Origin of the sequence: Agrobacterium sp. CCNWLW32, from assembly GCF_037083425.1 — a bacterium.
Classification (GTDB): Bacteria; Pseudomonadota; Alphaproteobacteria; order Rhizobiales; family Rhizobiaceae; genus Agrobacterium; species Agrobacterium radiobacter.
Genome location: NZ_JBAOJM010000018.1, coordinates 34,111 through 56,075, shown reverse-complemented (window position 1 = coordinate 56,075; position 21,965 = coordinate 34,111). Strand labels below are relative to the sequence as shown.

Below are 21,965 nucleotides of genomic sequence, written 5' to 3'. Positions count from 1 at the left end.
GAAAAAAACGGCTGACAAGTTCGTCATTTCCGCCCCCAGGTGCTGTGAATGAGCTCTGTTATCTCGCCGTTGGCCGCATTCAGGCTTTCAATCGAACGGTCGTAGGTGGCTCGGACGAATTCACTGCGCTCGACTTCATACAGGGTCTGCTTCCGGATCGACGCATCTGAGATCGCGGTCGACTTGAGGACGTGATTTTTCATCATCTGCTGCGCGAACATCGACTGCATGAAGCCGACCATTTGCTGCTGGGGAATGTCCGTCGGCTCGTAGCGCGTGACCAGGTAGCGGAACCATTCGACGCGGATCTCGGCGCCTGCTTCAGCCACAGGGGTCATGATCCCGCCGAGCATCATCAGGAACTGCGACATCGACATGATGTCGAGCATCTGCGGATGAATGGTGATCAGGATCCCGGTTGATGCCATCAGCGCCGTGATCGTCAGGTAGCCAAGCTGCGGCGGGCAGTCGATGACGACGACATCGTATTTGTCATCGACCTCCTTCAGGGCATCGGTGATGCGCATATAAAACAGCCGTCCCTCGTCTCCCTTTTTGGAGATCGTGAGAGGCACGTCGTATTCGTACTCCTGCAGGATCAGGTTCGCAGGAACGACATCCAAGCCGGGGATATTGGTCGGCTGGATGACTTCCGCGATCGGTTTCCGCTCGTCATCGAAGCGGATGGCTTCATATAGCGACGCGGTATCGTCCAGTTCCGGCTGGATCCCGAACAGGGATGTAAGTGACGCCTGAGGATCGAGATCGACGGCGAGGACGCGGTGTCCTGTGAGGGCGAGATATTGTGACAGGTGAGCGGCCGTCGTGGTTTTGCCACTGCCGCCCTTGAAGTTTACGACGGAGACGACCTGCATCGCTTCGCCATCGCGGCGTCTCGGCACGTAATATCGCTTGTCGGATTTCTTATTCGCTTCGAGATACTCGCGAAGCTCAAGCATCTGCTCGCCAGTGTAGTAGCGACGACCGCCGACGGATTCGACCTCTGGGCCTTTGCCCTCCGAGTGGAGCTGCCGGAGATGGCTTTGGGTTACGCCCATGAAATCCGCGACCTCTGCGATCTGGAACTTCCGCAATCCCTTGCGTGCGTCAGGGGGATATTGTTGACTGCGCAGCATATGCAGCGCACTCGAAATCTTCGCCCCTTGATCAGCGATCTCTATGTCAAATCTGTTCGGCCGAGGGTTCATTTTGCAAACTATGTCCTGAGTGGCATCACTTTCGAAAAAATGGCCACATCGCCATCATTTGCGCAACTATCGTCCGATTCTGATCTCTCAGCAAGGAATTTAGTGTTAACAAAGTCTTAACTGGATTCGAAATGCGAGCCCAGGAGAAAAATAGCTGTTAAATTTCGTAGACTTAGGAGCGTCCTCGCGCGTCTGAACGGTCCGAATCACGTAAACAATGAGCTACCTTTCCTCCTTCTCTACTCCGGCTTTTCGCTGGTCTATTCGGAAGTAGAAGAAAGCGGACGCTGTCGTCGATCGGGGGATTGGCATGGGAATAGGGGCTTGGATCCGGCAGTTCGCCATGAAGCGCGTCATCGCGACGACGCTGCGGAAGAAGGCTCCGGCGATGATCCCCACGTCGGGGGAGAGGGCGCTACAGAATGATTGTTATGCTCCCTTCCTGATCGACGAAGCCGGGGAGGCTCGTCTTTCAATCCGGGAGATCGACAGCAACGAGGTCCGCGGTAAGTGGTCACTCGACGGCCGGAACTTCACCGAGGATCGGTCGGTCCCGCTGGCAGAGCTACCGAGCTACACTCTCTATGTTCAGCACTATTATCGCGGATGGACGTTCTACAGCGTCGGGATCCCCAAGTTCCTCCGGTATCGGTGGTCACGCTGGCCGTGGATCCGGGTCAAGTTCGATCGCTTCCTCCAGTCGCGCTTCAATAAGAAGGAGTTGCCCCGGCAGGATCGGATGAAGGTGCTGTCGTACATCATGGCGGAGACGATCAAGGATCGGACCTTCACGACCCATCCAACCAGTCTCCTGACGCACTTCTATTCAGTGCGCTGGGTGCATCGGCCGGATATGGAAGAGCTGATGACGTACTACACCTTCCTGCTGGATTCGCTCAAGGTTTCGGAAGATCTCGCTCAGGCCGAGCATAACGGCTACAGGCTGAATCCCAAGGCTCTCAACACGATCGCAGGCTTCGAGCAGGAAGAGCGTCGACACGGCGACAACTTCAAGATCCAGAACGGCATCTTCTGGCTGACGATGGTGCTGATGGGTGTCGGTCTCGTGCAGGCTGGGGCGGCTGCGTACGAACAATGGTGGAAGCCGCCAGAGACCTTCACCGGAACTATCGGCAGCATCCCGATCACGCTTGAGCAGAAGTGATGGGAATAGAGGGGCGAATATGCGAGAGATCGAAGGTATTAAAGAAGCGATGGACGTCCTCAAGCCCTACTGGGGCGAAATCGAGCAAGATTTCCATCGGAACAACGCTCGCTTCCTGGCGCTGGTAGCCACGGATCATGATGTGATCGGACGCGTACTGCGCTCCCACCTGGTCGTCGAGAATTTCCTGAATAGCTACCTCCAAGAGACCTTTGGGTTCAACGACTTTGGCGAGCTGCGTCTGACGTTTGCTCAGAAAGCAAAGATGCTTCCGGCCGAAAAGGTGAGCGCGGCTTTTGTCCGTCCCGGCATCATCCAGCTCAACAAGGTAAGGAATAAATTCGGTCACGAGCTGGACCACGTGATTGAGTTCGGTGAGATCAATTCGATCACACAGATCCTCGAGATCGCGAGACCTAACGTGGCTTTCGCCGCCCCCGTCGACGCAATTGAAGCGTTCGCACCAGTTGCCTGCGCCTTCCTTTCCATTCCACCCAAGCATTTGCAGGAAGCTTTCGCGGAAGCCTTTAGACATGTCCATTCGGGAACGCCTGATTAACGCAGGTTGCCCCGCAAGGACGGCGCGTCTTCGAACACGTCAGACCCTTAAATGGAGGCCTTTTCTTGCACTTCAGTCGCCCCGCAATGGTGCTTTACCTAATTCAGCGTTGTTGCCGTTCTGGTAACGCTTGAGCTTCACGCGACCTTCCATGACCTCCTGCGCACGGTATATCGAGCGCACCTGGACACCGTATTCACGAGCAAGGTCGGTGGCCTTCTCGCCGTTCCAAATGCGCTTCGCGATGGCCTGCTGATCCTCGGCCCCGAGAACACGACCCTTTATACCGCTCTTGAAGCGACGGTCGATATTGAGTCCGTGATGCTTGGCGATATTGCGAACTGTGCGCTCTGCCACGTTGAGGTCCTGACCGATCTCCGTCGGGGTCTTGCCCTCATTGAGGAGTTGAACGACCTTCGCTTCGTGTTGCGCAAGGAGCTGCTGACGAAGTTGCTTCCGAACGCTGGCGACAGCGCCTTGCGCCGTGACCTGATCGATGACCGCCTTCTTGTCGTCGGATAGACGGACGTGGCGGGTGCGCGCGCCGAGCTGCCGTGCGTCTGCAAGGATCCTGCGGGCATCGGGTTTCCTGATCTTGAGCTTCCCGAGCTTGTCCTGGATGCTGACGCTGAACATCGAATCCTTGCGCGTATCAACGCCGTCGTCGATCGCCACTATTTGGACGCCTTCTTCGAGGAGGGCGAAACACAGCGCGGTGACTTCAGCCTCGTCGGCGCCCAAGCGTTCGATCTTGTCGGTCGCGAGCACTGTGCCGGATTTGACGGCCATCAGGGCATGACCTCGGGTCTGCCGGGTGGGTCTGCCAGCGGATCGGCCGTTGCGGCTGCACGATTCCGAATAGACCTTGGCGGCCTCAGGGAACCGCGCCACCAGCCTTGCCTTCTGCTCATCCTGGTCTTCCTTTGTGACGCCGAGCGTGTACGCAAACAGCTTCATCGCCTCGTTCCTCTACTTCTCGAATCCTTGTTAGCAAACATCCCGTGTGGTTCCAGAGGACTCAGTCCTTGAGTGCTCGGTAGATCGTTGCCCGGTGTACCCCCAGCAATCGCGCCACCTCGGTCGCTGTCTTCGTCTGGCGCAGCTCCCTTGCGTGGGCGATCTGCTCCGGGGTTAATGCAGGCGGTGGCCCGAACTTGACCCCTCTGGCCTTGGCTGCCGCCCTCCCGGATGAAGTCCGGTCGAGGATCAGCGATCTCTCGAAGTCTGCCAGCGCCGCGAAGACAGTGAGGATCATCTTCCCTGCCGGGGTCGTAGTGTCGGCCCATGGCTCGGCCAACGATCTCAGACCAGCTCCGGCCGCCGCGATCCTCTCCCCGATGTTCAGGAGATCGATCGTTGATCGGGCGAGGCGATCCAGCCGGGTGACGATGATGACGTCTCCGGGCCGGATGTGATCGAGCATCTTGCCCAGTTCCGGCCGATCCTTGTTCGCCCCCGAGATGTTCTCGGAGAAGATCCGCGAGCAGCCTGCGGACGTCAGCTCTGCCCTCTGCTGAGCGGTGTCCTGTCCCGATGTCGAAACGCGAGCGTAGCCGATCTCCATAGCCGTCCTTCTTGTCGCAAATCATGTCGCAAGTATTGATAACCTGCGACAGACTTGTGCGACAGCCCAAGGGACTTGAAAACATGTTGCCGAGCCTGTGTCGCACAACTTCCAAATTATGCGACATCATCCCCAGTCCTCCGTCTCGAGAAGTTTGGCGAGCGTTTGTCGACTGGCTTCGCTCAGAGACGGCACGCTCTCCATACGTTCAACCTCTTCTCGACCGATCTCGCTTATCGGCTGAGCGGGTCCGCTCTCTGGAACAGGACCGTATTCGTCCTTAATAACTTTCCCGAGCGTGCCGCGCAGCGCCCACCGGAACATCATGTCGTGTGTCTTCCTGCGGAGATCGGCTTCCGTTGAAGCGTCGTCATCCCAGCATCCGCCCAAGCGATCCATTGCCATGTTCGAGAACGTTAGTGCGCGTCGCTCCTGAGCGATCCTCAGCAGGAAGTCGCTTCTGGCCTCACCCGGCAACTTTGGAAACTTCAAAAGCCAGTCGTAGAAGATCGCATTGGTTTCGACGAACGACATCTTTTCTATGTCCTTCATGGTGCCTCTCGGGACAGATTCGAGAAACGGGATCTCGGTCTCGATCAGTAGCCACAGGAACCTGTAAGCTTCGCGGAAAGCCTCTTCGACGCCCTGATTGGTCGACAGCAGCAGGGTGGGGACCGCGAACCATCCATGCTTGCCGAGGCGAGCGTCAAACTCAGTTACCGCGAACGACTTCTGCAGGATCATCTCCCCATTGCTGTCCGGCAGATAGAGCCGGGGCGCGACCTTAATCCTTGCCGTCGGCAAGATTCTGCGGACCTCGAGCGCGAGATCGAACAGCGCTTGGTGCATGTGCGGATTGCCGGGGCCGACATCGAGGTGATAGTTGCCGTCGGGATCGACGATCGGAAGCTCGCTCGGGCTGTGCATCGTCCAGTGCGGCACCTCGGCCGAATGGACGTTGTCGAATGTGTAGACACCATTCGGATCCGGGAACACGCGCTCCCAAGGTTCCTGCGGGAAGTCTTCGACTGCGATAGCTGTATTCATGATCCGCGGCCTCCTCTCCGCTGGATGGCAATTTCGGGAGTAGAAGGAAGAGGGCCGAAACCCGCGCTCGTCTATTCCTCAAGACAAGGATGCTTGTCGGCGGAGACTACCGCAAGCGTAGCAATGAATAAAATTGAAGCCGGATCGGAGATGCTGGAAATCCGGGAGAAAACCGCTCTGAGATCTCTCGCAGGGTCAACAAAATGGGTTCGAAAATAATTTCGGCCGGACACGCGAACCCCGCCGACAGCAGGGAAACCATCGGCGGATCAGGAGCCTCGTCGTGTATGGTTGACAACGCAGACAAGTCAACGATCGTTGGCGTGGGTCGGCTTGGTGTCGATCAGGTACTCGTATTCGGTCCCGAACACGTTGCGATGCTCGGCCTCGAACTTGCCGATGTAATGGATGATTTCCTGAACCAGTGGGAACTTCACATAGCCCTGCTTGTCGGCCGGGATCGGCGCGACGCCCGGGAGCTTGGTCAGGCGGATCCCCCGCGGCTTCTTTCCAACTAGGAAGCGGAGTTTGCAGGAGATGCCATGGGCCTGCAGCAGGGCGACGGCATCAGCGGCATGGATCGCATCCGGGTCCATATGCTCGATGTCGATGACCTGGATGCCGTCGTCCTTGTGTTGCAGCTTGCCTCCGACGATCTCGAAGGGGGAGCAGAAGGGCAAGTCGTTCAACATGGCCGCTCTCCCCGATTGATCTGACGATAGCGGCGCGGATCGAACACGGTCCCGGCGAGGGGGAGGGGATTGGAAGGATCCAGCCTGAAGCGGCGACGACGATTGGTGACGTTGAAGAATACATTGTGGCAGTAAAGCAGCTCGTCCCCATGGATCGATGCGGGATAGTGCCTGAACACAATCGGTTCTGGTTCCATCATCGTGGCACCGCCGTCGATCGCAGCCTTGATGGCTTCCCTCTGACGGTTGACCTCTTCAGAGTCGATCCACTTGCCATCTCCTTTTGACCAAAAGGCATATCCGACCTCACGGCGCTCCCTGCGGATCTCGTTGTTGATCCGGCGAGCCTCAACGTTCGTCCTGGCTTCGACCATGCGGATGTAGCCGGACATCGCGGCTGATTTCCCTTCGCCTTCCCGGAGGTCGTAATACTCGAGACCCTTGGTCTCAGCTTCGGCGCGATCCTCTGGCGACAAGAAGTAGCCGCCGCTAGTGATCAGGGCATGACCGCCCTTCGTGTCGTCCTCGCTCCCCTCAGCATGGTATTTCGTGGATGCGATCAGGTTGTCGAGGAATGCGGCGGCCTGTTCGATGCCCATGCCGCCCTTATCGCTGACTGGGATCAGAAACACTTCTTTGCCAAAGCTGGTCGATGTCCTGTTGTCGTTCGTCTTCTTGCCCATCTGATATGTCCTCCCTCGTGATGGTGAGGGCGGCTCCTCCTGCCGCCCTGGATGATGTCGGTTAGAACGAGCCACCCAATACGGTGCGCTGCTCGGCAGCTTGCTCGGCCCGGAGTTCCCTGTTGGCTGCGGACCATTCGGCGCGGGCGGCATCCGGTGCCTTGACAATCGGCAGCAGGCGCTCGGCTTCCATGCAGACGGCGGCCCATTCTGCTTCCGTCAGATTCCAGTCCTCGTCCTTGAAGCATCCGAAATCGTCGATCCCGGAGGCCTTGCTGTCGATTGCCAAGTCCATTGCGATCTGCTGCAGGTTCCCGATCAGCTCCATGTCGTCTCTCCTTCTAAATTCGAGGCAGCCATTGCCTTCGTCCTGAATACAATCATTGCTGTCGGCGCGACCTACCGCAAGGGAAATAATGAAGACAGAAGACGTGCAGAAATCCGGCCGTCGATATTGCGAGCGCGGTCAACAAACTTTCTTCAGCGGAGATGAAAAAACCGCCCCGGAAGGCGGTTCTGTCGGCGGATTGGTCGGCGGGATAAGTCGACGAACGTCACCAGTGGACGGAAGCTATCGCTTCGGCTTCCTTGCGGGATTCGGGATCGAAGGCATGTCGGATGATGTTGGCGACGCCATCAACCAACTCGCCGCGACCGTCTTCCTTGTCGATGAAGGGACAATGGTGGCTATCGATCTGCCCGTAGAAGGTCGTGATGATTGCGTTCGCAGCGAGCCGCTCGGGGGTCATCAGCGATTCTTGTCGCGCGTCGTCATAGACGGCGTCGTAAGGTTCCCGGAGTGCGTTTGCGAGATGGACGATCGCTGGGCTCGAAGGCCGCGGTGGCGAGAACGACTTTGTCTGCTTCGCGCTGTCGTCAGTCGTGTAGGACTGGATGATCTGCAGGGGCTTGATAAGGGTGTTCATTTATTTCTCCTTCTTCGAGGTCGCGGCGCCGACTAGGACGGCTGCTGCAAACATCGGAACGACGGCGGCGATCTGGTTGGCGGCGGATGCGATCTTGAGGATCGGCGGCAGCTCGGGTTTCTGGGTGGGCGGTTTCATGACGTAAGTTCCTCCTCGTGGAAATGATGGGCGGCTCCTCAAACCGCCCGGACGGTAATCAGGCGGCCTTGCGCCGGATCTTTTGGAAGGCCCAGACTAGAACGCTAACCATCGCCCTGAGGCCGGACACGAACGCACTGCTGCAGAAATTGGCCGTCTGTGTCGGGTACCAAAAGACGCGATTTACGAAGACTGCTGTGACTGCGAGAGCGATGCAGTCGACAATGTTCTGGGGCGGAGCTGTCACAATGATGGCGGCTGCAATGGATCCCGTAGTGATCATCATGGCGAGATCTCTGACAGTGAAAAACTTGGACATGTCCCCTCTCTTCTATTCCTCCGAAGGCGTTGATCGCCCTCGTCTGAATACAAGGATTGTCGTCGGCGGAGCCTACCGCAAGCGATAAAATGAAGGACGGGAGAGGGTAGTTTAAAACCGGAAGTGACACGGCTGACCGACACTGGCGTGGTCAACAAAATGGCTTCGAAAATAATCTCGGATCGGCCATGAAATATCCGCCGACAGGGATTTCATCGGCGGATCAGTAGGTCAGTTGATTGACCGGGTTGCCTCCGGCAAGGTCCAAATCGTCCGGTAGCTGACATTGCCATCGCCATCCGTCATCCGAACGTCCTTCTGCCGGGAAAAGTGGCGGGTCGGCAATCCGGCCTGCTCAAGTAGCTGGATTCGGTTATCGCTTACCTGCAGGAGGAAACCGCGGAAGAGCCGCCTTCCACCTCCGCCGACAGCAATCCGGTCGAGATGCCAATCACGATCGGAGTAGAGGAGAGAGAGCTTCCAGCCGTTGTAGGGGCCGACAGGCGGGGCAGGCATGAAGTAGGCGCCGGAGACGCCTTGCCAGACGACTTCCGGCAATCCCGAATCCTGCAGGGAGAGCAGCGCGTCTTCCTCGATGAGCCGGAGCTGGTCATCGGTCGGCACCTGGAGGGCGAACTTACCGAGCTCGCGGTTCCGATCGTCGAAGAGAGACCGGACGGCTCTGAGGTCGGAAAAGGGTGCGCCCAAAGCAGGGGTTTCGATGTCGAAGAGTTTGTAGTCGTCCCATTCCCAGCGATCCCAGGCATCTCGTTGATCGACCTGGAGCTTCCCGACGGCGATCTCAAAGAGGGTTTCGATCTTGCCCTCGTCGCCCTCGTTGGCGACCAGAGTTCGAAGACAGTGCAGATCGTGGATGACATATTCCGAGATGAAGCCGAACTCATTAGTCCGGGCGATCGTCTTCTCGACATCGAATAGGGCATGAAGGTTCTTGGTCATGGCGGCCTCAGTGCTTCACGGCAAACCGGGAAGCGAATGTCGCCTCGAACGGCTCGAAGTCGTAGGCAAGCTGACCGTCGCGATCGAGCGGCATGTCGAGCGGAACAGGCATGACGCGGATCCAATGAACGCCTCGCGCATCCATCATCTGTAGCCAGGCGGCGATCTTCATCTCCCTGCTGTCGTCGAGGGGCTCGAAATGGAAAAGCTGCATCTTGCCTCCGGCTGCTAAAGACGACTTCACGATGGGCGCAATGAACTCCCGGAGACCGGGAACAAAATCGGCATCAATGGCCTCGCGACCGTCTTTGCCGTCGCGGCCGACGATGAGAACCTGATCCTCGGGGTTCGTGCTGACGAGCATGTAACCGAAATCGAGTGTCTGAATCGTTTCCGGTTTTCCGGACTGCGTGAGCAGCTCCTTAGGCTGCGATGGTCCTGAATACATGAGTTCCTCCTCTGGAATTGTTGGAGCTATCGGAGTCGAAGCGGGCGCAGGCCGCCCGATCGATGTCGCTCGCTATCTCGGCTGCCGCCGGCGCAGCCGGATAAAGCGCGGCATCTAGTGGACAGCGATCGACGACATCTCCGGCCAAGGCCGCTCGATCTCGATCAGGTCCATCGGGCGTTCATCGATCGGTGGTGCATCATCGGGCATTTTGAAGCCGAGATCGGATGCCCAAACCTTCGCCAGCCGATACATATGCGAGACATTCTCGTCGTCCTGCTCCTCGATCGTTGCAAAGAAGTCGGTCGCCATCCTCTTCTGATCACCTCCGGCGAAGGGAATGAGAACTGGCAACAGGATTCCCAGCTCACCGCGCTGATACCTGGCTGCAATCTGACGGAGCTGTTGCGATGTCTCCTCGGTCGGATCGCCCGCATGACGGCGGAGGATGTTGTTCTCATCGACGGTCGTGACCTTGCCGAAAACGTAGTTTTCAAGCTCCTTCAGCTCGTCGTCGATGCTCGACTGCCACTCAAAGTCGAACTGGCTGGTCAGGTCCTCTTCCATGCTCACCAGCCCAGCCCGTCGAAGTCGGCCAGATCGAGCCGCTTGGCGGGATCGAAGAAGAATCCCTTGGGGCTGCGGGTCTCGTGGGCTTTCCGGAAATCCGGCGCACCCGGATTCGCTTTCCTTGCCCTGGCTGCGGCCTTTTCGATCTTCGCGAAGCTGTCGATTGCGACATTCCTCGGCTTCGAAGGGATGACGTCGTCGAACTCCGCGACGAACTCGTTGATGTGTGCTGCTACTGTGGTCATGATCTCTCTCCTTCTATTTCGAGAACCTGATGTTGACCCGCCGATATGGGTTGTCGTCGGGATCCGGGATCTGCTCCCACTGCTGAGCGGTGAAAGGCTGGAAGCGGGGACTGCCGTCCTCGGTCTTCGCGATCGCGCACTTCTCGGCGTCGACCAGGTGCCATTCGCCGTCGATACGCCGCACCCTCGCCCAGACGCCGACGACAGTGTTGAAGGTGTAGCGGCGACCGGGGCCGTTGCTATAGGTGCTGAACTCGACGCCGTCCCAACAGGACTCCGGAAGCCCGAGCTGCTGCAGGATGCTCTGAGCCTTGAGGCAACGGCTTTTGAGGCCGTGGAAGTGCATCAGATAGCTTGCGTTCGCGTTCTTCGTCGAATGCAGAACCGCGTTCACCGCGACCATGTTCTCGTCCGTGATCGGCTGCGTGCCGCCGAGTTCGATGAGCGTCTGCGCGCGGTTCATCTCAGCCCTCCAACTTCGAGAGGAAGACAGGGCGGATTGTCCGGTAGCTTGCGGGCTCTTCCCCAAGTCCGAACAGGTGGCCGATGTGAATGTCGGCCAGTCCGGACTCGTTGTACGTCACGCCGTAGTCCGGCAGGTAGTCCGACTCTGGGAGGTCGTCGATGATGTTCTCGGGGAGGTTCAGCATGTCAGTTCCGATCTCTACTTTTGAGGCTCTTCGGCCTCTCCTGTATCAATGATTGCTGTCGGCGGAGCCTACCGCAAGGGCCTGAATGAACGAAAAAACGGGATGCTATGAAACTCGAAATAATCGGCGCGGGGATCACTGAGGTCGTCAACAGAATGAGTTTGAAATAATTTCTGGCCGGACATGAAGAAGGCCGCCGACAGGGATTTCCATCGGCGGCCTCGAGGGGGTCAGCGACCGAATGAGCGGCCTGCATCCTGCTGCTGCTCGCGGCCGTAGTTCCGACCGTCCTCCTGTGCCCGGAGCTGAGATTGATAAGCGCGGAAGGCGTCTCGCTGAGCCTGCGATCCGAATTGGGCAGTTTCCGACTTCTGGCGTTGCTGCTTCATGATGGCGAGGTTGGCCGTTCCGATCTTCATGAGAGCGGCCTGCACGTCACCGAGGCTGTGCGTCATCATCGCCTTGCCATCCGGGGTCAAGAACTTGCGATCCATCTCCCCGAGGGAGCCATCCGGATTTATCCTCTGACCGACGAGGTAGGTGACAGCCCGGTTCTTTACGCCGTCGTACTGCGCGGGGATCTCCTCGAAGCGGTGGCCGTTCGGATCGATGCCTTTGGGCGTGAAGTTCGCCCTGCAGACATGAACAACGCTTCGGGATCCGTCCTGCGCGACATGAAGCATCCGACCGAGAATGGTAGAAGCCAGGTGCGGCATTCCGGGGATCGTCTTTGGGATGTCTGAGCCGATCTTGAACTGCTTGGCGATCGGCTCCGGCAGGTGCGACACAAGGGCATCGTATTCCTTCTGTCTGTCGATCTCCATGCGCCGGATCGTCGCCTTTTCGACGGTTGCAGAATCAAGATATTCCTTATGAGGGGTCGCGGGCTTCAGTGCCTTCGCGCTTTCTTTGAATTCCTCGATCGACTCGCCCCGCATCCAACGAGCGGTCGTCGTGTACTTGAGTTTCCCGGCAGCTTCTGCCTTCGCCTTCTCCTCCCGCGCACGGAATGCAGGGCTGTTGTAATAAGCCAGCTCCTCGGCCGTCTGTTGTCTTCCAGCACTCATTGCTGTTCCTCCTCTGATCACGCCCTTCATGAGCGCGTTGTCGAAATCGTCGGCGGCCACCTCGCAAGGAACAATGGCGACCGACATCTGGGAGCAGCGCAGGAACCTCCTCTTCCCTCTACTGCTCCCTGTTCCTGGTCACGCCGGGAAGTCGGTGAGGTCGAAGTTGAGCCCGACCGTCTCCGCCTCAATGGGCCTTCCTGCAGCACCCTTGGGCTTCGTCCTGCGCAGATCTCGCGGCGACATGGAGCCGCTTTTGAGGCCATTGGCAGCATGCTCGACGGTGCGGGAGATGGCCGTCAGGGTCGCCCAGTTCGATGCCTGCGCGAGAGCGATCTGGCGCTCCATCAGCTTGCGATCGCCTTGGGGAAAGTCGGTGAGATCGATCGTCGAGAACTTAGTCTCGATTTCGCGGGTGAGCAGTTCGAGCTTATCGATCATCGCCGCGGCCTCGCGAAGCTGCTTGAGGGCGGCGTCCGTCTTCGAGACTCTCGGAACCGGGGCGATCTTGTGAGCGCCGCCGACAGGGCGGGTGACTGGCTTTGCCGCGGGGCGAGCTGTTTTGGTCGTGGTCATGACTGGAATCCTTTCGTGAGATGTCATGGGGAGTAGAAGGGGGAGCTGAAACTCACTCCGGATGGTGTCAGGCGGCAAGGAGTCGCCGCGCTCTCTCGAGCCCTTCAGCGATCCTGTCAGGGTGCATGAACCATTCGCGTTCCTGTGGAGCGGCCTTGCGAAGGATCCGGATGTCCTCGGCACTGACCGAGACCTTGCCGATGCAAAGCCGGATGCCTGGACGAGCGAACCATGCCGCTTCGACCAGCCCGTCCACAGTCGGCTCCCATTCAGAGGTGGGCTTGCGGCTGCCTGTCGGGAACAGGCCGATCACGGTCCGCTCGCCCTCGACGATCGCTTCCGGCGCTGCTGCTGTCGTCGTTGGCATCGGCAAGCCCTCTGCAGGGTAATCCATCGCCACGCGGTACGCGACGACTTCGGGGGCATGGATCTCGCGGACGCGGCCATTCGCGCAACCCCTGCACAGCGCGTCCTCGGCTGAATCGAGCGGCCCTGCGTGCAGCCATTCGTTGTCGCGAGGCAGCATGATGAATAGCTCGCCGTCTCGAGTGATCTTGACGCGCTCGGCCTCTGTGGCAGCCTTGATGGCGGCGCGTAGCATTTTCTGGATCTTGGTCATGTTGAATTCCTTGGATGTCGGGGAGGGCGTGCGCGCGGGCATCGGGAGTCCTCTCTGTTGGCCGGGAGGGTCCGTTGCGTCCTCCCTTATGAATATGATTGCTGTCGGCGGAGCCTACCGCAAGAGCGTAAATGAATAAAAATGACGAGCCGAAAATGAACCCTCGGAATAGCTCGCAGGGTCAACAAACTTTTTTCTTGCGGCCATGAAAAATCCGCCGACAGCAGGGATTTCCATCGGCGATCCATTGAAGGGCAGGGGGAGCGACAGTCCCTACGACTGTCCCGGTAGTCGTCCTCGATCGACGATCGTGTCCGGCGTGCTCTGAACCAGTCGGCGGCTGGCATCAAGGATGCGGCGGCGCTGCTTATCCTGGTCGAAGCCGAACTGCCCGATCAGCGGCCGGATGAAGGGACTGTCGATCCGGAGGCGGAACATGCGCTCGGATCTCGATGTCAACAATTGCCGGATCTCCGGCAGGGGCAGCTTCAGGATGTCGTCCCATTCGACGAGCTGGCCGTGGTCGCCGTACTGCTCCCGGAGGCTGTCGTTCTCGCGTTGCGCGATCTCGACCAGTTCCGGCCGATCCCGGAGGACGCGAGCGATCATGCGATGCCTGAACAGGCTCTCAAGGGCGCGTCGATAATCGGCGGGGAGGTGTCTGGACATAGGGCAGGCTGGCTTCCGATAAGTTCCGAGCCGTGCCCGGGAGGAGAAGGGAGCAGGATAGCTGCTTCCCCTCGATTCCGGAATCCCCCCGGAGATCAGGCGGCGATGAAGTCTCGGACGTATGACCAGTCTTCGCCGTGGAACATCGTCACCTTCCGGTTCGAATAGTCGCGCCTCTGCTGAAAGAGCGGGACTGCCTCGCGGGCACTGAGGGAGATCGGCGTTCGGGCTGGTGTCCGATACCAGATCGGCGGCAGGGGATGCCTTGTTGGGCATGAAATCGCAGGAATCGACATCGCGAAGCGGCCTGAAGGGCTATTCTTTAGCCATTGTTTGCCCCGATCTTTTCTTTCAAGAAACCTGATGCCCACAGGGCATAGGGAACGGCTTCGTTTTTGAAAGCCATTCTCGCACCACCGTCTCGCCCGTACTTGAACCAATGGCGGGTCAGGCTGGCAGGGGCAAGGGCCGCCCAGACCCACGCACAGGGGCCGAAGGCCGCGAGCATGGGGAGGACGGAGCGAAGCGTCCCATTGAGGCCGAAGGCCGTACCCTGACGGAATGATCTGCCAGCAGTGTTCAAAGGGCGTGATGGGGGTGCGAGAATGGCAGAGAACGATAACGAGAAAATCAAAATCGAAATCGAATCTAAGCCGCAAAGACAGCTCTCTGCTCTTCCTCCGGCATCTCGATTCCGTTTTCCTGCTCCCGGATCCGGGCCTGATATTCCCTGAAGGCGTTCCGGTCAGCCTGCGATCCAAACTGGGCTGTCACGGGAGCCTCTTCAGCCAGCGCCGCAGCCTTGAGGCGGAGAATGGAGGCGGCGTCACGTCCGGCGCGGTCGGCGGCCCTCCCTGCAGCATAGGCGGCTTCCTCGCGGGTGGCTCGATCGTGATCCTGTCGGGACATGCCGCAGAGTTCATCCCATGAAAGGATCTGGCCGTTCATGTAGCCGCTCCTGCAGACGACATCATACCCCTGATCGCGAAAGGCATCGACGATCGGGCGGGGGTCTACGGCGGCATAGGGGAATGCCGAGATGAAGCGACGTATGCTCTGATCGACACCTGGAACCCAGCGGTATCCCTCCCGGATCGCGGTGGCCTCGATGTCGCTAGCGAGCTTGAGCCGCTCCGGGGACTGCTTGTCGTCGCGGTGGTCGATGTACCGGGCGTTCCTGATGCTGACATCGAATGCGATCAGGCCGGGGAAGCGCTCGGCTGTTTCGAAGATGATTTCCAAGCGTTCTGCGAGCATCGGGTGTTCCTCTCTCTTTCTATTTCCCCGATGGTCCAGACTGATGACGCAAGGCACAAGTTAGGGATCAGGAGAGGGAGAGGAGAGCGGAGCGCACACGAGCTGAAAGACTTTCGGCTCCCGGTGTTGAAATCCACGTCTGCCATGCCACATGCGATGCTCGGGTCTCTAACAAGCGTCCGGCAAATAGCCCCTGCGCAGCCGCTTTGGGCAACGCAACCGCGTCATGGAAATCGAAGTCTCGGGTCCATCGAACGGCGGCAATCCAGTCGGATTTGTCGAGATTATGCGGCTTGAGAGAGACTCTAGGGAACGGTCCGTCGGTTCCCAGGATCCGGGATTTGACCTCGATCTTGCCGTAAGTCGGTGACACTACGTCACTACCGCGGTTATTGCCACCGACGACCTCTCCGTTCGTTGCGATGGCGACCACCAGTTCGGCAAGGAGCTGGTGGCTGATGCTGTCGTACCGCTTGATGCAATTGGCTGTCCGCAGGATGTTATACATCTCCGTTGCGTCTTGCAGGGCATGCGCTGCTTTCACTTCAACCTCCGGCTCAAGGGTTGGCAACCTGATATTTGGCGGCTTCGAAGTCGCGACCGTGAATCAGGAACATGCGTTTCCCGTTGCTCAGGCCGCCTCCTTCCTTTTTCAGCATCAAACCGGGATGTGTGGTCGAGGTGACGTTGAACCTGACCACGCCTTCACGGAAATTCGGAAGAGGGGTGATAAGTGCGATCTCAAAAGCAGTTCCGGAAGGCAAGGTGACCTTTGACAGGAACATCGGAGCCCAGACTTCATCGAGTTCCTTATCGACCGCCTTCATGCGCTTCTTATCTCCCGGCGCGGGCTCTTTTGCGAAGATTTTCGTCGTCATAGTACCGTGCTCATCAGGTACCTCGACCGGGCCTTTCGGTCCGACTCCCCGTTCAAGGATCGCGTGCTTCTCCGCTATCAGTTCCCGCCATCGCGCGTTCGCGGCTACATAGTCCGGATCTGATCCACAGCCTGCCGCCTCCCAGATGCGATCGCTGACGCGGTTCTGCTCAACGGGAAACGTCCAGTCTTCCTCTAGTGTTAGTAGCGATCCAACCTGAAACGGCATGTCGGTCAAAATAAAGCTCCGGGTACAAAGTCATGCACCCTCTTAGGCTACGATCTATTCCGGTTGAAGCGATTTTCCGCGTTGTCCAAGCGCGAACTCAGGTAGCCAACGGCTACAGGGCGGGTAGAATGAGGGGAGTAGAAAGGAAGAGGTGTTTGGTCGTGGCGGAAAACAGAACCATCAGCGATGCTGAGGATATGTGGCATGACATGATCGAGATCGATCGGAAGAAGGCCGGGAAGCTAACGAAGGTGAAGGCGGCGACGATCCGCAGGATGCTGACCGACCACGACTTCCGTATTGGGTGGATCGCGGAGCGACTGGATGTCCCGGTCGCGGAGGTCGAGAAGATCGCGGCCGAGCTGTGACCCAAAAAGAACCACGCAGGGTGAGCCGCGGGGTCAAGGTCACAGAGATAGAGGAACGGAAGATGCCCGAGGGCTTGAAGGCCGTCTCCCGCGACCTGTTGAATCCAGTGTTGCCGTCGGCGGAACCTGGCACAAGCCCGATTTGCAGCCGATGGCCGGAAGGGCTATATTAAGGGCAACGATAGGAGATCGATGATGCTCTTGCAGAAATACCGCGAGAACAAGGAAGCCCTGATGCAGATCGGCAAGGAAGCCCTTGCCGAGAGCCGCCGTCTGGGCCTGCCGATCTCTGCCAAGGATCTCGAAAACGAGGCCAAGGATCGGGCTGAACACGAACACGACGAGCCAGCGCCTGCTGCCATGAGGCAGTAATCGCTTCATGCCGGAACTGTCGTGCATTATCCTCGGCGGGCCGAACGGCTCCGGCAAATCATCCGCCTTCTCGAAGCTCAGGCTCGAAGGCGTCTGGATCAACGCCGACGAGATCGCTAAAACTCTCCCTGAAACCGACGATGGCAAATCGAGGGAGCGGCGCGCGTCCGAGATCGCTCTCCGCCAGATCGCGGAGATGATCGAAACCCGGAAATCCTTGATCTTCGAGACGACGCTGAGCAGCCAGCAATCACTCAGGCTGATGCGCGAGGCAAAGGCGGCCGGGTTCTCGGTCGGCCTCTATTACACCGCCCTGGATTCCGTCGAGACGAACATCGAGCGCGTCAGGCAGCGCGTCCGGAAGGGCGGTCATGACATTCCCGAGGCCGACATCCGCAGGCGCCACAAGGGATCGCTGGAAAAGCTGTCGGAAGCTCTCAAGATCGCGGATGAAGTCGTCCTGATCGACAACAGTGGCCTTGAGCCTCATGAAGTCTTCCAGATCCGGAGCGGGGTCGTCCAGTCCTTCGACATCGACAATCGGCAGGAGCTACATCGCCTGTTCTCGGCCAAGGTCTGCGAGGCCTATGGTCTCGTTCGGTACGATAATGGATTCCGGAAGGTGCCCAAGCTGGCAGCTCGCCGCGGCGACGACGTGTCTTCCGATACTCCGAATCCGTCACCCGGACACAGGCCCAAGCCTCCGGGCATGAAATGAGAGCCGCATGTTCGAACTGATCAACCTGCTCGACACCGTGTACCGGACCATCTCGTCGGACCTCGAAGCATGGTTTGAACCGTTTCCGCAGGGTATCGCGTGGAACGTGTTCTCCGATTACTGCGTCGGGGACGTGAACAAGGCGAACGACACCTTTGCCTTCGCGATAGTTCTCAACCATGACACTCAGGCCAACATTGAAGAGTACATTGCGGCGGTAGCGCCGAGCGACATCAAAGGATCCCGCACGTCGTCGGAGGGCCTCATCTCGTACCTGAGAAGCCCTGTGGTCTTCAGCATCAGCTATCTCGTCGAGAAAAAATCGAAGCTGCTCCGGGATTACATGACCGACGACAACATCCGTGGCGCTCTTGACGAGATGCGTGGCATCGTTGCGCAGTTGATCGACATGGTCCCCCAGAAAGCGGGCCATTACCGGGAAGTGGACAGGCGGCTGGCGAGCTTTCAGACTGAGATGAAAAGGCGCTCCGCAAATTCCAATCTGGCTCGACAGATTCTTCTCTGTGCTGCCTTCGCGTCCATCGTCTGTCGGCACCTGGCAGCCAAGAAGAAGCCGAAATTCATCCGCTGGATCAGCGATCGCGACGCCATATTCGACAAGCACGACAAGGTGGCATTCGACCTCGCCTTCCTCTATTTCCATCTTCACCGGATGATGAACGGCCAAGATGCCCTCGAGCCGGAGTTCCTTTTCGGGTTGCCGGGGTGGGATGGCATCAATCAGTATGCCGAGTTCATTCGACTTCCCGACTATCTTGCTGGCACGCTGGCCGACATCAAGCTGCCTGAGATGACGTTCTCACATGCGAAGTTCGAGCCCGTATTTCACAATCTCTTCGTGAATGGGCCGAATGCTGCCCTCGTCGAAGTCCTTGCTCGCGAGGGCGGAGGGATCACGGCCCGTCGCCTAGTCCCGAGAGCTCCTGTCACCGGGTAAAGAAAAAGGCCGCCCCCGGAAGGCAGCCTTTTGATGTCGCGCAACACTTCACCTCGAACCCTCGGGGTCAATGAACTGCCTCCAAGAGGCTTGCCGTCAGGGACATCTATCGGGCGTGGGGTCCGTCTCCACGTCAACATCATCGCCGCCGGCGACGAACGACGCAAGAGCATCCGACCCCCTGCCTCATTTGAAAACATGATGCTACTGTCCCGGAAACGAGGGGGCGAGCATGTTCTGGAAGAAGAAGCAGGAGGATCAGAGATCGGCTGAGCCTGTCGTGGCGGCCGAGCCGATCAAACCAACGAAGTCGAAGCAGGAAGATCTTTGGGACGCGGCGAAAAAGCTGGCCGCCTCGTTGAGATCCTATGCGGATGCCTCTTATGCGGCGCAGCAGCCTTCTCCCGATGAAGAGCTGAAGGCGGCGCATCGCAAGGTCGAGATCGCACGCAAGATCGTCCGAGAGGGTCGGATAGCCTACGCTCTTGGGCGCTGCTTACCGGAACACATGGCCCACTGGCACGCATGGAGCCAGCGCCCCGACTTCATGAAGTGGGTCGGCTTCGAGGCCAGCAAGATCACGTCCTCGCGGTCGACTGAGGAGATCGGCGTTCGCCGGATCGAGGTGACGACGAACGACTTCACCTTCAAGGATCGCCCCTATCGCCTCGTCTTCCGTGACGGCGGGCTGTCGTCAGCGCCGGGGGATAACACTTACAGAGGCGAGGTCCATTTCTTCTCCGGCGAAACCTGCGTCGCAAAGTTTGACGTCTCCAAGGATCTGATGAACGAGTTTGCGGAGTGGGAGTTCGTGGACGTGACCGGATTCCGCGTCGGTGCCTGGATGCAAGACGTTCTTGACATGGCAGCGCAGATCGAGGCTTACCGAGAGCGATCCATGAACAGCTTCCTCGACGATCGCGCTCGCAAGGCGGCTGACGAAATCGATCTGGGCTGAAGAAGATGCTGAGGTTCCTTGCGAGCGTGCTGGACCAGATGGATCTTGCTCTCGAGCATATCCAGAAGGGCGGCGTCCACGATGCCCGGTTCGGGCTGATGCTGACCGACAATGCCATCGAGCTCGCGATGCACGAGCTTGCCAAGACGAAGCATGGCGAGCTGAAGGCGTCGTGGTTCCTACAAGAAAATTATCAGCACAAAAAGGAGCTGGAGGAGGCGATGGGCCGCGTCTTCGAGGCGAAGCTCAAGTTCGCGAAGCTCGAAGGTCTCCTGACAGAAGAGCAGGCGCGGACGGTCGCGATCATGCACAATTTTCGGAATGAACTGTACCACGTCGGCCTGCAGCATGAAGCGATCCTGCCAGCCCTCTCTCGCTTCTATTTCTCTACGGCCTGCGCTGTTCTGGGGGCCTACCGGATACGCTACTTCAGCTATTGGCAGGGAATCGAGCTTCCGGAGAGATCGAAGAAGTATTTCACCAGCCGCGGCGACTACTCCCCAGCCCAGCCGGGTGATTTCGCGAAGGCCTGCCAGACGATGGAGGCGCTGTGCGATCATAAGAAGGCCGATACGATCCGGGCGCTGGCTGACAATATGGAGCAGATCATCAGTGAGCAGGACACCAATCTCGATATCGTGGCCGAGGGCGTATACGTCAGTCAGCGACAGTCGCGCGATCAGGCAACAGTCGAATGCCAGACGTGGCCGCTCGCCTTCTCGGATGAGGGGCGGAAATATGCGAAGGAGAGGGGCTTCTCGGGTGAGAAGCTCCCTGAACTGCTGGAATGGCTTGGGGCTAACTACCCATTGCGTTTCAAGAAGGATCCGATCCCAGGATGGCGGAGGCAAGTTGCTCGGCTCCGTTCAAAGGGAAATCCGCATGTGGCGCTGGCAAACTACGCCGCGTTCATGGAGCATACAGCGCAGCTCCGCGAGGCATTAAACGAAAGCGCAATGGCAGCCGAGGCCGAGATCGATCGTCAAATCGATCAGAGGCGCGGGAAATGACTTTTTCATTTCTGGGTGAGCATGTCCGCAATTGAGGAACCGCAATCATTGGAAAAACTATCGCGTCTACAAGCAGGCACGCTGGGCGAGCTGCTGACGGTAGCTAAGCTCAATACGCTTGGGCTTGCTGCATACATGAGTCCGGAAGGCGCACCCGGCCACGACGTGATGGTCGTGGTTGAAGGTCGGCCGCGATCGGTCGAGGTGAAGACAAGGCAATTTCTGCGGAGCGCGACGACAGAGATTACGCGTTGGCCAGTGGACATGGAGACCAAGGGCGATGCGGACTTCTTCATATTCATCGAACTCGATCTGAGAACGATGGCACCAACCTTTTATGTCCTGACGAACGCGCAGGCTCGGGCTACCTTCAGGGACTATCTCGGCGGAGGAAACTGCTACCCGCCGGAGGTCAGGAAATTGATCCGCCCGAACGACTTCTCGGCGCTTTTGCCGACCCCGGAGGCCGCCATTTCTGAGTTCCGATAAGGAAGCTTATCAGCACTCAGGCGGTTGGAAGATCAGTATGGGAGATCGGTAGCGAGGGGGGTCTAGGTTCAACTCCAATAAGATAAATGAATAATATCAAAGGCTTAGCTGCATAATACTAATTATGGAACTTTTGGCCGCTACCGAGGCAGCATTCCCGTCCGCCACTCGCTATTTCCCTTCACGCCGCACTCGCAGCGGAGCTTCGGCAACAGGCTGGTGATGACGGTCTGCTTTCCCTGCTGGCGCGACATCTCCCACCGATCGACAGGCTTCACCCGGTCGCAGCTCAGACAGTGGATGGCGAGCGTGTTCCACTCCGGGAGATTGCCGAACGTCCATTTGGGATCATTCAGGACTTCGGGGAAAGGATCCGGCCCGGTCCTGACCTTGGGCGGCGTCAGCGGGACAGGCGGATCGGGCGCGAGTTCGCACGTCATCCGGTTCTGGCCGTTCATATGGACGATGTACTTGCCGGGGCGCTCTCGGATCGCTGCTTTACAGGCCGCTATCGAAACCGCGAAGCTGGACGATGACGAGATCACTTCGATGATCGAGCCGCCACCATCCGGAGGATCGTCCCATACCTCGACGCGGTATCTGTGGTTGGTTTCCATGACAGGG

33 protein-coding genes are annotated in these 21,965 nt (G+C 58.5%); 9 read left to right on the top strand and 24 right to left on the bottom strand.

Features of this window, described 5'->3' with window-relative positions; genetic code table 11:
* Positions 1-23 precede the first annotated feature (23 nt).
* Positions 24-1,208: a plasmid partitioning protein RepA gene (gene repA, locus V6R85_RS24240; RefSeq protein ID WP_336377305.1), complete on the bottom strand. Its 1,185-nt coding sequence runs from the start codon at positions 1,206-1,208 to the stop codon at positions 24-26.
* Positions 1,209-1,551: 343 nt separating this feature from the next.
* On the opposite strand from repA, the gene V6R85_RS24235 reads away from it, so the two are divergent.
* Both V6R85_RS24235 and V6R85_RS24230 read left to right on the top strand, forming a co-directional pair.
* Complete coding sequence (locus tag V6R85_RS24235) at positions 1,552-2,373, top strand: hypothetical protein (protein WP_336377304.1); 822 nt, start codon at positions 1,552-1,554, stop codon at positions 2,371-2,373.
* A 19-nt stretch (positions 2,374-2,392) separates the two neighbouring features.
* Entirely contained in the window at positions 2,393-2,932 is a 540-nt protein-coding gene (locus V6R85_RS24230) for a hypothetical protein (RefSeq protein WP_336377303.1), read from the top strand.
* 72 nt (positions 2,933-3,004) lie between these two features.
* Here V6R85_RS24230 and V6R85_RS24225 read toward each other — a convergent pair whose 3' ends face one another.
* From V6R85_RS24225 to V6R85_RS24120, 22 genes are all read right to left on the bottom strand, one after another.
* Positions 3,005-3,889, bottom strand: coding sequence for a recombinase family protein (locus V6R85_RS24225; protein ID WP_336377302.1), 885 nt, complete (start codon positions 3,887-3,889; stop codon positions 3,005-3,007).
* 61 nt (positions 3,890-3,950) lie between these two features.
* Positions 3,951-4,496 (bottom strand): recombinase family protein, encoded by a 546-nt coding sequence (locus V6R85_RS24220; RefSeq protein WP_336377301.1) that lies wholly within the window; start codon positions 4,494-4,496, stop codon positions 3,951-3,953.
* Positions 4,497-4,622: 126 nt separating this feature from the next.
* Entirely contained in the window at positions 4,623-5,543 is a 921-nt protein-coding gene (locus V6R85_RS24215) for a hypothetical protein (RefSeq protein WP_336377300.1), read from the bottom strand.
* 308 nt (positions 5,544-5,851) lie between these two features.
* On the bottom strand, positions 5,852-6,235 hold the full coding sequence (locus tag V6R85_RS24210; RefSeq protein ID WP_336377299.1) for a hypothetical protein: 384 nt from the start codon (positions 6,233-6,235) through the stop codon (positions 5,852-5,854).
* Positions 6,229-6,918, bottom strand: a complete 690-nt coding sequence (locus V6R85_RS24205) for a hypothetical protein (RefSeq protein ID WP_336377298.1) — start codon at positions 6,916-6,918, stop codon at positions 6,229-6,231. The genes V6R85_RS24210 and V6R85_RS24205 overlap by 7 nt, the downstream gene beginning before the upstream one ends.
* Before the next feature lie 61 nt (positions 6,919-6,979).
* On the bottom strand, positions 6,980-7,246 hold the full coding sequence (locus tag V6R85_RS24200) for a hypothetical protein (RefSeq protein ID WP_336377297.1): 267 nt from the start codon (positions 7,244-7,246) through the stop codon (positions 6,980-6,982).
* A gap of 226 nt (positions 7,247-7,472) precedes the next feature.
* On the bottom strand, positions 7,473-7,844 hold the full coding sequence (locus V6R85_RS24195) for a hypothetical protein (RefSeq protein ID WP_336377296.1): 372 nt from the start codon (positions 7,842-7,844) through the stop codon (positions 7,473-7,475).
* Entirely contained in the window at positions 7,845-7,982 is a 138-nt protein-coding gene (locus V6R85_RS24190) for a hypothetical protein (protein ID WP_336377295.1), read from the bottom strand.
* Between the two features lie 58 nt (positions 7,983-8,040).
* Positions 8,041-8,301, bottom strand: coding sequence for a hypothetical protein (locus V6R85_RS24185; protein WP_336377294.1), 261 nt, complete (start codon positions 8,299-8,301; stop codon positions 8,041-8,043).
* A gap of 231 nt (positions 8,302-8,532) precedes the next feature.
* A complete protein-coding gene (locus V6R85_RS24180) occupies positions 8,533-9,261 on the bottom strand; it encodes a hypothetical protein (protein ID WP_336377293.1) in 729 nt (242 codons plus the stop codon).
* A gap of 7 nt (positions 9,262-9,268) precedes the next feature.
* On the bottom strand, positions 9,269-9,709 hold the full coding sequence (locus tag V6R85_RS24175; RefSeq protein WP_336377292.1) for a hypothetical protein: 441 nt from the start codon (positions 9,707-9,709) through the stop codon (positions 9,269-9,271).
* Between the two features lie 114 nt (positions 9,710-9,823).
* Positions 9,824-10,276 carry a hypothetical protein gene (locus V6R85_RS24170; protein WP_336377291.1) on the bottom strand — a complete coding sequence of 151 codons (453 nt, stop codon included), beginning with the start codon at positions 10,274-10,276 and terminating at the stop codon, positions 9,824-9,826.
* 2 nt (positions 10,277-10,278) lie between these two features.
* Positions 10,279-10,524 carry a hypothetical protein gene (locus tag V6R85_RS24165; protein WP_336377290.1) on the bottom strand — a complete coding sequence of 82 codons (246 nt, stop codon included), beginning with the start codon at positions 10,522-10,524 and terminating at the stop codon, positions 10,279-10,281.
* 13 nt (positions 10,525-10,537) lie between these two features.
* Complete coding sequence (locus tag V6R85_RS24160) at positions 10,538-10,987, bottom strand: hypothetical protein (RefSeq protein WP_336377289.1); 450 nt, start codon at positions 10,985-10,987, stop codon at positions 10,538-10,540.
* Between the two features lies 1 nt (position 10,988).
* Complete coding sequence (locus V6R85_RS24155; protein ID WP_336377288.1) at positions 10,989-11,174, bottom strand: hypothetical protein; 186 nt, start codon at positions 11,172-11,174, stop codon at positions 10,989-10,991.
* Between the two features lie 230 nt (positions 11,175-11,404).
* The gene (locus tag V6R85_RS24150) at positions 11,405-12,328 is read right to left on the bottom strand and encodes a hypothetical protein (RefSeq protein ID WP_336377287.1); all 924 of its coding nucleotides are present in this window, start codon (positions 12,326-12,328) and stop codon (positions 11,405-11,407) included.
* 51 nt (positions 12,329-12,379) lie between these two features.
* Positions 12,380-12,817, bottom strand: coding sequence for a hypothetical protein (locus V6R85_RS24145; protein WP_336377286.1), 438 nt, complete (start codon positions 12,815-12,817; stop codon positions 12,380-12,382).
* A 67-nt stretch (positions 12,818-12,884) separates the two neighbouring features.
* Positions 12,885-13,436: a hypothetical protein gene (locus V6R85_RS24140; protein WP_336377285.1), complete on the bottom strand. Its 552-nt coding sequence runs from the start codon at positions 13,434-13,436 to the stop codon at positions 12,885-12,887.
* A 273-nt stretch (positions 13,437-13,709) separates the two neighbouring features.
* Positions 13,710-14,105: a hypothetical protein gene (locus V6R85_RS24135; protein ID WP_336377284.1), complete on the bottom strand. Its 396-nt coding sequence runs from the start codon at positions 14,103-14,105 to the stop codon at positions 13,710-13,712.
* A 648-nt stretch (positions 14,106-14,753) separates the two neighbouring features.
* Complete coding sequence (locus V6R85_RS24130; RefSeq protein WP_336377283.1) at positions 14,754-15,362, bottom strand: hypothetical protein; 609 nt, start codon at positions 15,360-15,362, stop codon at positions 14,754-14,756.
* Between the two features lie 67 nt (positions 15,363-15,429).
* A complete protein-coding gene (locus tag V6R85_RS24125) occupies positions 15,430-15,906 on the bottom strand; it encodes a hypothetical protein (RefSeq protein WP_336377282.1) in 477 nt (158 codons plus the stop codon).
* A gap of 13 nt (positions 15,907-15,919) precedes the next feature.
* Positions 15,920-16,477, bottom strand: a complete 558-nt coding sequence (locus tag V6R85_RS24120; RefSeq protein WP_336377281.1) for a hypothetical protein — start codon at positions 16,475-16,477, stop codon at positions 15,920-15,922.
* A 200-nt stretch (positions 16,478-16,677) separates the two neighbouring features.
* On the opposite strand from V6R85_RS24120, the gene V6R85_RS24115 reads away from it, so the two are divergent.
* The 7 genes from V6R85_RS24115 (at position 16,678) to V6R85_RS24085 (ending at position 21,341) form a co-directional block, all read left to right on the top strand.
* Positions 16,678-16,836 (top strand): hypothetical protein, encoded by a 159-nt coding sequence (locus V6R85_RS24115; RefSeq protein ID WP_336377280.1) that lies wholly within the window; start codon positions 16,678-16,680, stop codon positions 16,834-16,836.
* 195 nt (positions 16,837-17,031) lie between these two features.
* Complete coding sequence (locus tag V6R85_RS24110; RefSeq protein WP_336377279.1) at positions 17,032-17,208, top strand: hypothetical protein; 177 nt, start codon at positions 17,032-17,034, stop codon at positions 17,206-17,208.
* A 7-nt stretch (positions 17,209-17,215) separates the two neighbouring features.
* Complete coding sequence (locus tag V6R85_RS24105; protein WP_336377278.1) at positions 17,216-17,926, top strand: zeta toxin family protein; 711 nt, start codon at positions 17,216-17,218, stop codon at positions 17,924-17,926.
* A 7-nt stretch (positions 17,927-17,933) separates the two neighbouring features.
* A complete protein-coding gene (locus V6R85_RS24100) occupies positions 17,934-18,884 on the top strand; it encodes a hypothetical protein (protein ID WP_336377277.1) in 951 nt (316 codons plus the stop codon).
* A gap of 232 nt (positions 18,885-19,116) precedes the next feature.
* A complete protein-coding gene (locus V6R85_RS24095) occupies positions 19,117-19,842 on the top strand; it encodes a hypothetical protein (RefSeq protein WP_336377276.1) in 726 nt (241 codons plus the stop codon).
* Positions 19,843-19,847: 5 nt separating this feature from the next.
* Positions 19,848-20,852, top strand: coding sequence for a hypothetical protein (locus V6R85_RS24090; protein WP_336377275.1), 1,005 nt, complete (start codon positions 19,848-19,850; stop codon positions 20,850-20,852).
* Positions 20,853-20,900: 48 nt separating this feature from the next.
* On the top strand, positions 20,901-21,341 hold the full coding sequence (locus V6R85_RS24085) for a hypothetical protein (protein WP_336377274.1): 441 nt from the start codon (positions 20,901-20,903) through the stop codon (positions 21,339-21,341).
* 140 nt (positions 21,342-21,481) lie between these two features.
* On the opposite strand, the gene V6R85_RS24080 is transcribed toward V6R85_RS24085, so the two are convergent.
* On the bottom strand, positions 21,482-21,958 hold the full coding sequence (locus tag V6R85_RS24080) for a hypothetical protein (protein ID WP_336377273.1): 477 nt from the start codon (positions 21,956-21,958) through the stop codon (positions 21,482-21,484).
* Positions 21,959-21,965 lie beyond the last annotated feature (7 nt).

Excerpts from the sequence above, each read along its gene's own strand:
- repA (WP_336377305.1), bottom strand. The coding sequence starts at position 1,208 with ATGAACCCTCGGCCGAACAGATTTGACATAGAGATCGCTGATCAAGGG.
- V6R85_RS24235 (WP_336377304.1), top strand. The coding sequence starts at position 1,552 with ATGAAGCGCGTCATCGCGACGACGCTGCGGAAGAAGGCTCCGGCGATG.
- V6R85_RS24230 (WP_336377303.1), top strand. The coding sequence starts at position 2,393 with ATGCGAGAGATCGAAGGTATTAAAGAAGCGATGGACGTCCTCAAGCCC.
- V6R85_RS24225 (WP_336377302.1), bottom strand. The coding sequence starts at position 3,889 with ATGAAGCTGTTTGCGTACACGCTCGGCGTCACAAAGGAAGACCAGGAT.
- V6R85_RS24220 (WP_336377301.1), bottom strand. The coding sequence starts at position 4,496 with ATGGAGATCGGCTACGCTCGCGTTTCGACATCGGGACAGGACACCGCT.
- V6R85_RS24215 (WP_336377300.1), bottom strand. The coding sequence starts at position 5,543 with ATGAATACAGCTATCGCAGTCGAAGACTTCCCGCAGGAACCTTGGGAG.
- V6R85_RS24210 (WP_336377299.1), bottom strand. The coding sequence starts at position 6,235 with ATGTTGAACGACTTGCCCTTCTGCTCCCCCTTCGAGATCGTCGGAGGC.
- V6R85_RS24205 (WP_336377298.1), bottom strand. The coding sequence starts at position 6,918 with ATGGGCAAGAAGACGAACGACAACAGGACATCGACCAGCTTTGGCAAA.
- V6R85_RS24200 (WP_336377297.1), bottom strand. The coding sequence starts at position 7,246 with ATGGAGCTGATCGGGAACCTGCAGCAGATCGCAATGGACTTGGCAATC.
- V6R85_RS24195 (WP_336377296.1), bottom strand. The coding sequence starts at position 7,844 with ATGAACACCCTTATCAAGCCCCTGCAGATCATCCAGTCCTACACGACT.
- V6R85_RS24190 (WP_336377295.1), bottom strand. The coding sequence starts at position 7,982 with ATGAAACCGCCCACCCAGAAACCCGAGCTGCCGCCGATCCTCAAGATC.
- V6R85_RS24185 (WP_336377294.1), bottom strand. The coding sequence starts at position 8,301 with ATGTCCAAGTTTTTCACTGTCAGAGATCTCGCCATGATGATCACTACG.
- V6R85_RS24180 (WP_336377293.1), bottom strand. The coding sequence starts at position 9,261 with ATGACCAAGAACCTTCATGCCCTATTCGATGTCGAGAAGACGATCGCC.
- V6R85_RS24175 (WP_336377292.1), bottom strand. The coding sequence starts at position 9,709 with ATGTATTCAGGACCATCGCAGCCTAAGGAGCTGCTCACGCAGTCCGGA.
- V6R85_RS24170 (WP_336377291.1), bottom strand. The coding sequence starts at position 10,276 with ATGGAAGAGGACCTGACCAGCCAGTTCGACTTTGAGTGGCAGTCGAGC.
- V6R85_RS24165 (WP_336377290.1), bottom strand. The coding sequence starts at position 10,524 with ATGACCACAGTAGCAGCACACATCAACGAGTTCGTCGCGGAGTTCGAC.
- V6R85_RS24160 (WP_336377289.1), bottom strand. The coding sequence starts at position 10,987 with ATGAACCGCGCGCAGACGCTCATCGAACTCGGCGGCACGCAGCCGATC.
- V6R85_RS24155 (WP_336377288.1), bottom strand. The coding sequence starts at position 11,174 with ATGCTGAACCTCCCCGAGAACATCATCGACGACCTCCCAGAGTCGGAC.
- V6R85_RS24150 (WP_336377287.1), bottom strand. The coding sequence starts at position 12,328 with ATGTCGGTCGCCATTGTTCCTTGCGAGGTGGCCGCCGACGATTTCGAC.
- V6R85_RS24145 (WP_336377286.1), bottom strand. The coding sequence starts at position 12,817 with ATGACCACGACCAAAACAGCTCGCCCCGCGGCAAAGCCAGTCACCCGC.
- V6R85_RS24140 (WP_336377285.1), bottom strand. The coding sequence starts at position 13,436 with ATGACCAAGATCCAGAAAATGCTACGCGCCGCCATCAAGGCTGCCACA.
- V6R85_RS24135 (WP_336377284.1), bottom strand. The coding sequence starts at position 14,105 with ATGTCCAGACACCTCCCCGCCGATTATCGACGCGCCCTTGAGAGCCTG.
- V6R85_RS24130 (WP_336377283.1), bottom strand. The coding sequence starts at position 15,362 with ATGCTCGCAGAACGCTTGGAAATCATCTTCGAAACAGCCGAGCGCTTC.
- V6R85_RS24115 (WP_336377280.1), top strand. The coding sequence starts at position 16,678 with ATGATCGAGATCGATCGGAAGAAGGCCGGGAAGCTAACGAAGGTGAAG.
- V6R85_RS24110 (WP_336377279.1), top strand. The coding sequence starts at position 17,032 with ATGCTCTTGCAGAAATACCGCGAGAACAAGGAAGCCCTGATGCAGATC.
- V6R85_RS24105 (WP_336377278.1), top strand. The coding sequence starts at position 17,216 with ATGCCGGAACTGTCGTGCATTATCCTCGGCGGGCCGAACGGCTCCGGC.
- V6R85_RS24100 (WP_336377277.1), top strand. The coding sequence starts at position 17,934 with ATGTTCGAACTGATCAACCTGCTCGACACCGTGTACCGGACCATCTCG.
- V6R85_RS24095 (WP_336377276.1), top strand. The coding sequence starts at position 19,117 with ATGTTCTGGAAGAAGAAGCAGGAGGATCAGAGATCGGCTGAGCCTGTC.
- V6R85_RS24090 (WP_336377275.1), top strand. The coding sequence starts at position 19,848 with ATGCTGAGGTTCCTTGCGAGCGTGCTGGACCAGATGGATCTTGCTCTC.
- V6R85_RS24080 (WP_336377273.1), bottom strand. The coding sequence starts at position 21,958 with ATGGAAACCAACCACAGATACCGCGTCGAGGTATGGGACGATCCTCCG.